The 12,185-nt window shown below is 66.2% G+C and carries 12 protein-coding genes; all 12 read left to right on the forward strand.

Annotation, left to right across the window (positions count from 1 at the left end; all coding sequences use genetic code 11):
* The first annotated feature begins 164 nt into the window (after window positions 1-164).
* From C8C99_RS06210 to C8C99_RS06265, 12 genes are read left to right on the forward strand one after another with little or no spacing between them, the layout of a single operon-like run.
* Window positions 165-2,165, forward strand: a complete 2,001-nt coding sequence (locus C8C99_RS06210; protein ID WP_015014590.1) for a conjugal transfer protein TraG — start codon at window positions 165-167, stop codon at window positions 2,163-2,165.
* Complete coding sequence (locus C8C99_RS06215) at window positions 2,162-2,626, forward strand: ribbon-helix-helix protein, CopG family (RefSeq protein WP_015014589.1); 465 nt, start codon at window positions 2,162-2,164, stop codon at window positions 2,624-2,626. The genes C8C99_RS06210 and C8C99_RS06215 overlap by 4 nt, the downstream gene beginning before the upstream one ends.
* On the forward strand, window positions 2,623-3,660 hold the full coding sequence (gene trbB / locus C8C99_RS06220; RefSeq protein WP_015014588.1) for a P-type conjugative transfer ATPase TrbB: 1,038 nt from the start codon (window positions 2,623-2,625) through the stop codon (window positions 3,658-3,660). The genes C8C99_RS06215 and trbB overlap by 4 nt, the downstream gene beginning before the upstream one ends.
* Entirely contained in the window at window positions 3,657-4,040 is a 384-nt protein-coding gene (locus C8C99_RS06225; RefSeq protein WP_043565466.1) for a TrbC/VirB2 family protein, read from the forward strand. The genes trbB and C8C99_RS06225 overlap by 4 nt, the downstream gene beginning before the upstream one ends.
* The gene (locus C8C99_RS06230; protein WP_015014586.1) at window positions 4,037-4,333 is read left to right on the forward strand and encodes a VirB3 family type IV secretion system protein; all 297 of its coding nucleotides are present in this window, start codon (window positions 4,037-4,039) and stop codon (window positions 4,331-4,333) included. The genes C8C99_RS06225 and C8C99_RS06230 overlap by 4 nt, the downstream gene beginning before the upstream one ends.
* A 10-nt stretch (window positions 4,334-4,343) precedes the next feature.
* Window positions 4,344-6,782 carry a conjugal transfer protein TrbE gene (gene trbE / locus C8C99_RS06235; RefSeq protein WP_015014585.1) on the forward strand — a complete coding sequence of 813 codons (2,439 nt, stop codon included), beginning with the start codon at window positions 4,344-4,346 and terminating at the stop codon, window positions 6,780-6,782.
* On the forward strand, window positions 6,779-7,507 hold the full coding sequence (gene trbJ / locus C8C99_RS06240; protein ID WP_015014584.1) for a P-type conjugative transfer protein TrbJ: 729 nt from the start codon (window positions 6,779-6,781) through the stop codon (window positions 7,505-7,507). Before trbE ends, trbJ begins: the two co-directional genes overlap by 4 nt.
* A 12-nt stretch (window positions 7,508-7,519) precedes the next feature.
* Window positions 7,520-8,863 carry a P-type conjugative transfer protein TrbL gene (gene trbL / locus C8C99_RS06245; RefSeq protein WP_015014583.1) on the forward strand — a complete coding sequence of 448 codons (1,344 nt, stop codon included), beginning with the start codon at window positions 7,520-7,522 and terminating at the stop codon, window positions 8,861-8,863.
* 18 nt (window positions 8,864-8,881) lie between these two features.
* Window positions 8,882-9,586, forward strand: coding sequence for a conjugal transfer protein TrbF (trbF, locus tag C8C99_RS06250; protein WP_015014582.1), 705 nt, complete (start codon window positions 8,882-8,884; stop codon window positions 9,584-9,586).
* A complete protein-coding gene (gene trbG, locus C8C99_RS06255; protein ID WP_015014581.1) occupies window positions 9,583-10,575 on the forward strand; it encodes a P-type conjugative transfer protein TrbG in 993 nt (330 codons plus the stop codon). Before trbF ends, trbG begins: the two co-directional genes overlap by 4 nt.
* Before the next feature lie 2 nt (window positions 10,576-10,577).
* Window positions 10,578-11,840, forward strand: a complete 1,263-nt coding sequence (locus tag C8C99_RS06260) for a TrbI/VirB10 family protein (protein ID WP_015014580.1) — start codon at window positions 10,578-10,580, stop codon at window positions 11,838-11,840.
* Complete coding sequence (locus C8C99_RS06265) at window positions 11,837-12,115, forward strand: DUF2274 domain-containing protein (RefSeq protein WP_015014579.1); 279 nt, start codon at window positions 11,837-11,839, stop codon at window positions 12,113-12,115. Before C8C99_RS06260 ends, C8C99_RS06265 begins: the two co-directional genes overlap by 4 nt.
* Window positions 12,116-12,185 lie beyond the last annotated feature (70 nt).

Below are 12,185 nucleotides of genomic sequence, written 5' to 3' on the forward strand. Positions count from 1 at the left end.
CCGCAGCGCGCTCGCGCATGCGGCATTTTTATTGTCTTCGCCACAGCAATAAGTCTGGCTCTTTTGGCCTGAATCCCCGCCACAACGGTCTTTGACCGACCTGCACGCTCGCCTTGATCCTCGGCACTACGGCACGTTCCTGTGCCGTAGTGGGAGGTTGATCAATGCAAGGAACGAACGTGCTGTTCGGTCAGATTGCCGTTGTCTTCGGCATCGTGATCGCTGGCGTATGGAGCGCTACGCAATGGACGGCCGCCGCCCTGGGCTACCAGCTACGCCTGGGCTCGCCGTGGTTCGATTTCTTCGGCACGCCGGTCTATCACCCCTGGCGCCTGTTCGAGTGGTGGTTCTTCTTCGACGCCTACACGCCGCATGTCTTTGACGTGGGCGGTGCCATTGCCGCAGGCAGCGGCCTGATCGCGGTGGTGGTTGCCATCGGCATGTCGATCTGGCGCTCGCGCCAGTCCAAGCTGGTCACGACCTACGGGTCGGCTCGCTGGGCCAACGCGGAGGACATTTGCAAGGCGGGGCTTGACCAGCCTGCGGGCGTGTTCCTCGGCCAGCATCGCCAGCAGTACCTGCGACATGAAGGCCCGGAGCATGTTCTGACCTTCGCGCCTACCCGCTCGGGCAAAGGCGTGGGCCTGGTGGTTCCCACCTTGTTGAGCTGGCCTGCATCGGCCGTCATTCACGACATCAAGGGCGAGAACTGGAGCATCACCGCCGGCTGGCGCTCGCGCTTCTCGCATTGCCTGCTGTTCAACCCGACCGATGCGAAGTCGGCGGCCTACAACCCACTGCTGGAGGTGAGGCGCGGCGCGCACGAAGTGCGCGACGTGCAGAACATCGCAGACATTCTGGTCGATCCCGAAGGAGCACTGGAGCGGCGCAACCATTGGGAGAAGACCTCGCATGCGCTGCTGGTTGGGGCCATCCTGCACGTGCTCTACGCAGGCGAAGACAAGACGCTGCGCGGAGTCGCCAACTTCCTCAGCGACCCGGCCTGTCCCTTCGAGCTGACCCTGCATCGGATGATGACCACGCCGCACATCGGTGGTGGGCCGCATCTGGTGGTGGCATCGGCAGCGCGCGAAGTCCTGAACAAATCGGACAACGAGCGTTCCGGCGTGTTGAGCACCGCCATGTCATTCCTCGGCCTGTACCGCGACCCCACGGTGGCCGAAGTCACCTCGCGCTGCGACTGGCGCATTGCCGACCTGATCGCGGCCGAGCATCCGGTGTCGCTGTACCTGGTGGTGCCGCCTTCGGACATTTCGCGGACGAAACCGCTCATTCGCCTGATCCTCAACCAGATCGGGCGACGCCTCACCGAATCACTCGATGGCAGCGACGGCATCGAGCGCCGCCACAAGCTGCTGCTGATGCTTGACGAGTTCCCGGCGCTGGGGCGCCTGGATTTCTTCGAGACGGCGCTGGCCTTCATGGCGGGCTATGGCATCCGTAGCTTCCTGATCGCGCAGTCGCTCAATCAGATCGACAAAGCCTATGGCCAGAACCATTCCATCCTCGACAACTGCCATGTGCGCGTGACGTTCGCCACCAACGACGAGCGCACGGCCAAGCGGATTTCCGAAACCCTTGGCACTGCCACTGAGTTGCGCGCGCAGCGCAACTACGCGGGTCACCGGCTCGCCCCATGGCTGGGGCACTTGATGGTGTCGCGACAGGAGACCGCCCGACCTTTGCTGACGCCAGGCGAAGTGATGCAACTCCCGCCCGACGAGGCGGTGGTGATGGTTTCCAGCGTCGCGCCGATCAAGGCCAAGAAGGTGCGCTACTACTCTGACGCGAACTTCCAGCGGCGCGTGCTGCCGCCCCCTGTGCTCATTGCGGGGCGCTACGCCGACGTGCCTTCCTTACGGCCCGACGACTGGAGCGGGCTGACGGTTCCTCCCGTTCCGGTGGCGCCTGCAACCGAAGCCGTTGAAGGCTTCGCCTCTGCCGCTGACGACGGTGGCCCGCGTCGCCAACCCGAACTCTCCGAAGCCGTCGCCTACGACCCCGACCTGGTTGTGCCTGTCGCCGACCTCGGGCTGCTCGATGACGACGACATGCCGCTTCCCTTACCGCGCCAGCTCGATCCGACCCTGCAGCGCACGTCCCGGCTGGCATCCCTCGACCCTGACGACGGAATCGAGCTATGAGCCAGCACCGCTTGAATCTCTTCATCCAGCCCGAGCACGCCAAGCGGCTCGATGAGCTGGCTGCCAAGAAAGGCGTGTCCAAGTCCAGCATCGTTGCGGCGGCCTTGGCATCCTGGCTGTCGCCCGACGCGGCCGACCAGCGCGAGGCGGCGATTGCCAAGCGTCTGGATCGCCTGTCGCGCCACGCCGAGCGCCTGGAGCGCGACCAGAACATCCAGATCGAAACACTGGCCTTGTTCATCCGCTACTTCCTGACCGTGAGCACACCCGTGCCAGAGGCGCATCAGGACGCAGCGCGCGCTCAAGGCAAGGCGCGCTTCGAGCAGTTCGTGGAGCAGTTGGGCCGGCACCTGCTGCGCGGGCGCAGCCTGGTGCGCGACGTGGTGGACGAGCTGAATCCCGATCCGATGCGGACGGACGACGCGCCAACCCCGGCCGAAGCGCAGGAGCGCGCGTTATGAGCACCTCGGCTTCCTCCTTTACCGCCACGTCGCTGGATCGCCGCATCCAAATGCTGCGCACGGCGATGGGGCCGCTGATCGCCGCCGCGCTCGAAGACCCGGACGTGGTGGAAATCATGCTCAACCCGGATCGAACCTTGTGGATCGACCGGCTTTCATCGGGCCGTGCACCGATGGGCGTGGAGCTGTCCGAAGCGGACGGTGAACGGATCATCCGGCTGGTCGCGGCCCACGTCGGCGCCGAGGTACATCGCGGCCAGCCGCTCTTGACGGCAGAGCTGCCCGAGACGGGCGAACGCTTCGAGGGCATCTTGCCGCCCGCTGCTCCGGGGCCGGCCTTCGCCTTGCGAAAGCGCGCCGTGGGCGTGATCCCGCTGTCGCGTTATATCGAGGACGGAATGATGACCGCTGCACAGGCGGGCCTGCTGGTGCGTGCGGTGCGCGAGCGCCAGAACATTCTGATCGCGGGTGGAACGAGTACCGGCAAGACCACCTTGGCGAATGCCCTGCTGGCTGAGATCGCCGCCACCGGCGACCGCGTGCTGGTGCTCGAAGACACGGTGGAGCTGCAATGCGCGGCCCGCGACCACGTGCCGCTGCGCACGCGCCAGGGTGTCGTGTCCATGACCGAGCTGGTGCGCTCGTCCATGCGTCTGCGCCCGGATCGCGTGGTCGTCGGCGAGGTGCGCGGCGCCGAGGCGCTGGATCTCATCAAGGTGTGGGGCACCGGCCATCCGGGCGGCATTGCCACGATCCACGCCGGCTCCGCGCTGGGCGCATTGCTGCGCCTGGAGCAACTGATTCTCGAAGTGGCGGTGAATCCGCCCCGTGCGCTGATCGCGGAAGCGGTCAACGTGGTCATCCACATCGCCGGGCGCGGGCGCAAGCGCCGCATCGAGAGCATCGCCCGCGTCGTCGGCTTCGATGGCGTGGGCTACCAACTGGCGGATGCGCTGGAAGCGCCGTTTCCCGAGCTGCTGCCGCAGTCCGACCTTTCCTCCCTGTCCCTCAACCACCCTGGAGAACTGCCATGACGCAGATGATCGTTCCTGCTTTCCGTATTTCCGCAAATCCTCTTCGCCGGCCCGCACAGCTGGAGAGCCTGGCTCGCCCGGCCATGCAGGGCTTGATGCTCGCGGCGCTAATGCTGCTGCTCGCGGGCACCGCGCAGGCCGCGGGTTCCTCGATGCCCTGGGAAGGCCCGCTGCAATCCATCCTGGAGTCCATTCAGGGGCCGGTGGCCCGGATCATCGCGGTCATCATCATCATCGCCACGGGCCTGGCGCTGGCCTTCGGCGATACCTCGGGCGGCTTCCGCAAGCTGATCCAGATCGTCTTTGGCCTGTCCATCGCGTTCGCGGCTTCGAGCTTCTTCCTGTCGTTCTTCAGCTTCTCGGGTGGGGCCGTCGTATGAACACGGCCCACGATGGCGTGCAGGGGTTCGCTTCCGGCTTCGCCCCTGGTTTCGAGATTCCGCTGCATCGGTCTCTGACCGAGCCGATCCTGATGGGCGGTGCTCCGCGCACCGTGGCCATCACCAACGGCACCTTGGCCGCTGCCGTGGGCCTGGGCTTGCAGATGTGGATTCCGGGCATCGTGCTCTGGATCGTCGGCCATGCGCTGGCGGTCTGGGGCGCACGCGTCGATCCGCAGTTCATGCAGGTCTTCGCCCGCCACATCAAGCACCGGCCGCTGCTGGACGTGTGAGGGGAATGCCATGCTGAACCTTGCCGAATACCGCCAACGCCCGGCCTTGCTCGCTGACTGGCTGCCGTGGGCCGGGCTGGTCGCGCCGGGCGTCGTGCTGAACAAGGATGGCTCGTTCCAGCGCACGGCGCGCTTTCGGGGGCCAGACCTCGATAGCGCGACGCAGGGCGAGCTGATTTCTACGTCGGCGCGGCTGAACAACGCGCTGCGCCGGCTGGGTTCGGGCTGGGCGCTGTTCATCGAGGCCGAGCGCCGGCCCGCCGCCAACTACCCGCACTCGGAGTTTCCCGAGCCGCTGTCGTGGCTGGTGGACGAGGAGCGACGGGCCGCCTTTGAGGACTCGGGCAACCACTTCGAGAGCGGCTATCACCTGACGCTGGTGTACCTGCCGCCGGAGGAAGCCCGCGCCCGTGCGGCCGGAATGCTGTACGAGAACCGTCCGACCGAAGGCGTGGACTGGCGCGAGCGGCTGACTGCCTTCGTCGCGGAGACGGATCGCATCTTTGACCTGCTCGATGGCGTGATGCCGGAGATCGCCTGGCTCGACGACAGCCAGACGCTGACTTACCTGCATGCCACCGTGTCAACGCGACGCTACCGCGTGGACGTGCCCGAGGTGCCATTCCACCTCGATGCACTGCTGGCCGACGCGCCGCTGATCGGTGGCCTGGCACCGATGCTGGGCGACCAGCATCTGCGCGTGGCGACGGTACGGGGATTTCCGACCTCCACCTGGCCAGGGATGCTGGACGACCTCAACCGCCTCGGCTTTGCGTACCGCTGGAGTACGCGCTTTCTCTGCCTTGACAAAGCCGATGCGGAAAAAGAACTTGCCCGCCTGCGCCGCCAGTGGTTCGCCAAGCGCAAGAACGTCATCGCCTTGCTGCGCGAAACCATCTTTCAGCAGGAAAGCCCGCTGGTCGATACCGATGCCAGCAACAAATCCGCCGACGCCGATGCGGCCTTGCAGGAACTGGGCAGCGATCAAGTCGCCTTTGGCTACCTGACAGCAACCGTCACCGTCATGGACGCGGATGCCGCCGTGGCCGACGAGAAGCTGCGCATGGTGGAGCGCGTCATCCAGGGGCGTGGCTTCGTCACCATCCCCGAAACGCTCAACGCCGTGGATGCGTGGTTGTCGTCCATTCCGGGCCATGCCTACGCCAACGTCCGCCAGCCCATCGTCTCCACGTTGAACCTGGCGCACCTCATGCCGGTGTCCGCCGTATGGGCTGGCCCCGAGCGCAATGCCCACCTCGACGGCCCACCGCTGATCGTGACCCGCACGGAGGGCGCGACGCCGTTCCGGCTGGTCACCCACATCGGTGACGTGGGGCACACCTTGGTAGCCGGCCCGACCGGCATGGGCAAGTCGGTGCTGCTCGCCACACTGGCGATGCAGTTCCGCCGCTACCGTGGCTCGCGCATCTTCGTCTTTGACATGGGGCGCTCGATGCGCGCCACCATCCTGGGCCTGGGCGGCGAGCACTACGACCTTGGGATGGATGGCGACATCGCCTTCCAGCCGCTCGCCCGCATCGATCGTGAGGGCTACCGCACCTGGGCGGCCGAATGGATCGAAGGACGCCTGCGGCATGAGGGTGTGGCCGTCGGCCCCGATGAGAAGGTGGCCATCTGGTCGGCGCTCGGCAGTCTCGCCGGCGCGCCCGTGGAGCAGCGCACGATGACGGGGCTTTCCGTCCTGCTGCAATCGAACGCACTTCGGCAGGTGCTCGCGCCCTATGTGCTCGGTGGCGCACACGGCAAGCTGCTGGATGCGGATTCGGATCGCCTGGGAGCTGGTTCCGTGCAGTGCTTCGAGATGGAGGAACTGATGCACAGCAAGGCCGCTGTCATGGCCGTGCTCCATTACCTCTTTGCGCGCTTCGATGAACGCTTCGACGGTGCGCCGACGCTGCTGATCCTCGATGAGGCGTGGTTGTTCCTCGATGACCCGGTGTTCGCGGCACGCATCCGCCAGTGGTTGAAGACCCTGCGCAAGAAGAACGTCAGCGTCATCTTCGCCACGCAGAGCCTGGCGGACATCAAGGATTCGAGCATCGCGCCGGCCATCATCGAGAGCTGCGCGAGCCGCATCTTCCTGCCGAACCCGCAGGCGACCGAGCCGCAGATTCGAACGATCTACGAGGGCTTCGGCCTCAACAGCCGGCAGATCGAGATCGTCGCCACCGCGCAGCCCAAGCGCGACTACTACTACCAATCGCGCCTCGGCAATCGCCTGTTCGATCTCGACCTGGGCGCCGCGACCTTGGCCTTCGCGGGTGCGTCCACGCCGCAAGACCAGCGCGACATCGACGCGGTGCTTGCCGCCTCGCATTCCGATGCCTCTCCCTTCGCAGCCACCTGGCTGCGCCATCGCGGCCTGCATTGGGCCGCCGACCTGCTGTCCTCGTTCCCGTCCACCCACCTCCAGGAGAACCCATCATGAAAAAGCGTCTTGTCGCCGCCGCCGTCGCGGCCATGCTTTGCACCGCTACCGCCGTGCAGGCGCAGTGGGTCGTGATCGACCCCACGAACCTCGTGCAGAACACGCTGACCGCGATCCGCACGCTGGAGCAGATCAACAACCAGATCAAGCAGCTCCAGAACGAGGCGCAGATGCTCATCAACCAGGCGCGCAATCTGACGAGCTTGCCGTCCAGTGTGGTGGGCCAGTTGCGCACCAATCTGGCGACCACCCAGCGGCTGATCGCTCAGGCCAGGGGCCTGGCCTATGACGTGACGAATCTGGATCGGGAGTTCCGGCGCCTGTATCCGGAGCAATACGCTGCCACGGTGAGCGGCAATCAGATGTACCGCGACGCGCAGGAGCGCTGGAAGAACACGCTCAATGGCCTGCAGACCACCATGCAGATGCAGGCCCAGGCCTCGCAGAACCTGAGCGACGACGAAGGCGTGCTGGCCGACCTGGTGGGCAAGAGCCAGTCGGCCGTGGGCGCTTTGCAGGCGATGCAGGCCATGAACCAGTTGCTGGCCCTGCAAGCCAAGCAGTCCATACAGACGCAGCGGCTGCAGATCACGCAGGACCGCGCGGCCTCGCTGGAATTCGCGCGGCAGGCCGCCGCCGTGGAGCGTGGCCGCGAGGTAAACCGGCGCTTCGTGGGAACCGGTACGCCGTACACGCCGCAGCCCGTGAACTTCTACAGCCGTTGACGGAGCCGGGCCATGAACGACGTTTCGGTCATTGACCGCTTCCTCGACGTTTTCTCGCGCTACATCGACTCGGGCTTCGGCCTGCTGCAAGGCGAGGTGGCGTTCCTGACCGCAACGTTGATCGTCATCGACATGACGCTGGCCGGGCTGTTCTGGGCGATGGGGCATGCCACCGGCCAGGGCGAGGACGTGATCGCCAAACTGATCCGCAAGGTGCTGTACGTCGGTGCCTTCGCCTACATCATCGGCAACTTCAACATGCTGGCCAGCGTGGTGTTCCGCTCCTTCGCGGGCCTGGGCCTGACGGCCAGCGGCTCGACCCTGAGCATGGGCAACTTCCTGCAGCCGGGACGGTTGGCCAAGGCCGGTATCGACGCAGCGGCCCCGATCCTCGACCAGATCAAGGAGCTGTCGGGCTTCCCCGAGGTGTTCATCCACCTCGCGCCCATCGTCGTGCTGTTCTTCGCGTGGCTGGTGGTCATCGTCAGCTTCTTCGTGCTGGCGGTGCAACTCTTCGTCACGCTGATTGAGTTCAAGCTGACGACGCTGGCGGGCTTCGTGCTGGTGCCGTTCGCCCTGTGGAACAAGACGGCGTTCCTGGCTGAAAAGGTGCTGGGCAACGTGGTGTCCTCGGGCATCAAGGTGCTGGTGTTGGCCGTGATCGTGGGCATCGGCTCGGGGTTGTTCTCCGAGTTCAACATTCCGGCGGGCTCCGAGCCGTCTATCGACCGGGCGCTGGTCATCATGCTGGCCTCGTTGTCCCTGCTGGCCCTGGGCATCTTCGGGCCGGGCATTGCGACCGGGCTGGTGTCCGGTGGGCCGCAGCTCGGTGCAGGCGCGATGGCCGGTGCTGCCATCGGCGCAGCCGGAACCGCTGTTGCGGTTGGTGCCGCTGCTACGGGCGTCGGCAGCGCCGTGGCGGCCGGGGCACGCATGGCACCTGCCGCCGCCCGCTCGATGGCATCGACCGCCAGCAGCGCCCGGTCGGCGTACCAGGCGGGCTCCGCTTCGGCCGGTGGCGGCCTCAAGGGCGCCGCTGCTGGCGTGGGCAATGTGGCCAAGACCAGCGCGCAGGCGGCGGGGCAGAAGGTGGCCAATGGAGCGCGCTCGATGAAGGAGCGCATGGCAGCGGCTTTTCGACCCGATGACGCCGGATCGGCGTCGGGGGGCGGCGCCGCACAGGCCGTAAGCGAGTCTCCCGCCACAGCCACATCCACCGAACAACCCGCCTGGGCCAAGCGCCTGCATCGCAGGCAGCAGCTCACCCATGCCGCAACCACCGCCGCCCACACGCTGCGCGGCGGCGACGGCGGCAGCTCCAGCCAGGGGCCAAGCCTGCGTGATTCCGATTCCTGATCTTGAAGGAGAACTCCCATGCGATTCAAACGACCGCAGGTGCGCTACGCCGACACGCCGCAGCCTGCTACCCCGTACCAATCCGCCGCCCAGGTGTGGGACGACCGCATCGGCTCGGCCCGCGTGCAGGCGAGGAACTGGCGCTTCATGGCCTTTGGTTGCCTCACGCTGGCCGTGCTGATGGCGGGCGGGCTTGTCTGGCGCTCCGCGCAATCCATCGTCACCCCTTACGTCATTGAGGTGGACAACGCGGGCCAGGTGCGCGCTGTCGGCGAAGCCGCCACGCCGTACCGGCCCAGCGATGCGCAGATGGCCTACCACCTGGGCCGCTTCATCGGCCTGGTGCGCTCGCTGTCCATCGACCCGATCGTGGTGCGGCAGAACTGGCTCGATGCCTACGACTACACGACCGACAAGGGCGCCGTGGTGCTCAACGAGTACGCCCGCACCAATGACCCGTTCGCGCGCATCGGCAAGGAGTCGGTGACGGTGCAGATCACCAGCGTGACCCGCGCCAGCGACACGTCTTTCAACGTGCGCTGGACGGAGACGCGCTTTGTGAACGGTGCGCTGGATCGCACTGAACGCTGGAACGCCGTGGTGTCCATCGTGCAGCAGACGCCGCGCACCGAGCAGCGCGTGCGCAAGAACCCCCTGGGCATCTACGTCAACGGGCTGTCGTGGAGCCGCGAACTGGAAGGAAACGAAGGAGCAAAGCCATGAATGATCTTTTCCGTAAATCCGTCTTGCCGGTGATGCTGCTGGCTTCGACCGTGCTGTTCTCTGGCTGCGCTACGCAGGGCAAGCCGCCGCCGTCCATTTCGCTCGATGAACCGGTGCAGGCCCAGCCGCTGCCGGAGCCACCTGCACCGGTCGAAGTGGTGGCCGTGCCGCAGGTGCTGCCGATGCCGGCGCAGATGAAACCTGTGCCGGATGCCAAGCCCGCCGCAGAGCCCGCCGATGAAACCGTGCGCGTGTCCCGCGCCAACGCCGAGGCGCGCATTGCGCCGACACGCGAGGGCTACGTCAATGCGATCCAGGTGTGGCCCTTCACGGATGGCGCGCTGTATCAGGTCTATGCGGCCGTGGGCCGCGTGACCGTGATCGCGCTCCAACCGGGCGAGGAACTGGTGACGGTGGCGGCGGGCGATACGGTGCGCTGGATCGTCGGGGACACGTCCAGCGGCAGCGGCGATGCGCTGCGCGTCAATGTGATGGTCAAGCCGATCCGCTCGGGCCTCAAGACCAATCTGGTTGTCACCACCAGCCGACGCACCTACCTGCTGGAGCTGACCTCGACCGAGAAGACGTGGATGGCCTCGGTGTCCTGGGAGTATCCGAAGGACAAGATGCTGGCCCTGCAGCGCCAGGCGCAAGCGGCCAGCGCCGCCGCGCCGGTCGATGTCGGCTTGTCGCTGGAGAAGATCCGTTTCCGGTATGCGGTCAGCGGCAGCAATCCGCCGTGGAAGCCGCTGCGCGCCTTCGATGACGGGGAGAAGGTCTACATCCAGTTTCCGCCGGGCATCGCCCAGGGCGAGCTGCCGCCGCTGTTCGTGGTCGGCGCGCAGGGCGACGGGCAACTGGTGAACTACCGCTTCCGCTCGCCGTACTACATCGTGGATCGCCTGTTCGGCGCGGCCGAGCTGCGTCTGGGCGGAGACAAGGGCGACGTGGTGCGGATCGAGCGCACGGACGGCACGCGGAGGAACTGACCATGAGCCAGGACGATTCCCCTGATCTTGCGGCGCAGGCGGGCAAGGTTGCGCCCGAGGCGGTGGCGTTGCGCGCCCAGCCGCGCGCCGTCACGCGCCTGAATCGGCGCACCTTGGCCATGCTCATCGGCGGCCTGTCGGTCGCCGTGCTCGGGGCCACGATCTGGTCATTGCAGCCGTATCGGCGCGGCGCGGGCGAGCAGACCGAGCTTTACAACGTCGATCGCGTCTCGAAGTCCGAAGGGCTGGATGGCCTGCCTTCGGATTACTCCAAGCTGCCGCGAAAGGTGCCCGAGCTGGGGCCGCCGCTGCCGGGCGACCTGGGCCCGGCCATCGTGAAGGCACAGCAGCCGGTGACGCCGACGTATGCGCCGCCAGGCCACGACCCAGACGATGCTCGGCGCAAGGAAGCCGAAGCAGCCGCGGGTTCCTCGGTGTTCTTCCGTTCGGGCACTCCCGGCAAGACCGCAGCGCCAGCGACTGCGCAAGCGGCTGGCCCGGCATCGGCTTTGGCGGGCTTCGACCCGCTGGCCGCTGGCCCGGCCTCGACGGCGGCCCAGCCATCCGACCCCACCGCCGTGCAGAACCGGCAAGACCAGAAAGAGGCTTTCCTGAAAGGCGGTTCTACAGAAACCCGCAATTCCGGCAATCTGCAAATGCCGTCCTCGCCGTACCAGGTGATGGCCGGGACGGTGATCGCTGGGGCGCTGGTGACGGGCATCAAATCTGACCTGCCAGGCGACGTGATTGGCACGGTGACAGAGCCGGTGTATGACACGGCGACGGGGAAGTTCCTGCTGATCCCGCAGGGCTCGCGCCTCCTGGGCAAGTACAACAGCCAGGTGAGCTACGGGCAGAGCCGCGTGCAGGTGGTGTGGAGCCGCATCATCCTGCCGGACACGTCTTCGCTGAAGCTCGACAACCCCGCGGGCACTGACCCGGCCGGCTACTCCGGCCTGGAGGATGGCGTCGATTGGCACTGGGATCGCGTCTTTGCCGGTGCGGCGCTGACGACACTGCTGGGCGTGGGCGCAGAGCTAGCCGAGCCGGAGAACCGGCAGAACGGCAATCGCATCGTGATCGCTGGGCGTGACAGCGCGCAGGACAGCATCAATCAGGTGGGCCAGGAGATGACCCGGCGCAACATGAGCATTCAGCCGACGTTGACAGAGCGGCCGGGCCTGCCGGTGCGGATCATCGTCAACCGCGACCTGGTGTTGCGGCCGTACCAGCCTCTGTTCTTCAACCGGGGAACCGCGAGATGAACACCTCCAAGAAGCTGCGTCTTGGGCCGCTGCCCAAAACCGAGAGCACGAAGCTCACGTTCTCTTGTCCGACCAGCCTGAAGGCTGAACTCGATCGCTACGCCGCACTGCACGCGCAGACCTACGGCGAAGCGGTCGATGCGGTCACGCTGATCCCACACATGCTGGAGGCGTTCGTGGCCGGAGATCGAGGATTCCGGCGAGCGAACGTCAGGCGAAAAGCTTCCGTCGCCTATGCCAAATCGTCGCTCAGTGCTGGTGGTGTGCCGGAATGACTTCACCCGCTAACTTTCTATCGATGCCGCGGATAAGTTGAACTACATGCCCATCAACGCTTGTCCTATG

The sequence above is a fragment of the Acidovorax sp. 107 genome (genome assembly GCF_003058055.1).
Taxonomy (GTDB): domain Bacteria; phylum Pseudomonadota; class Gammaproteobacteria; order Burkholderiales; family Burkholderiaceae_C; genus Acidovorax.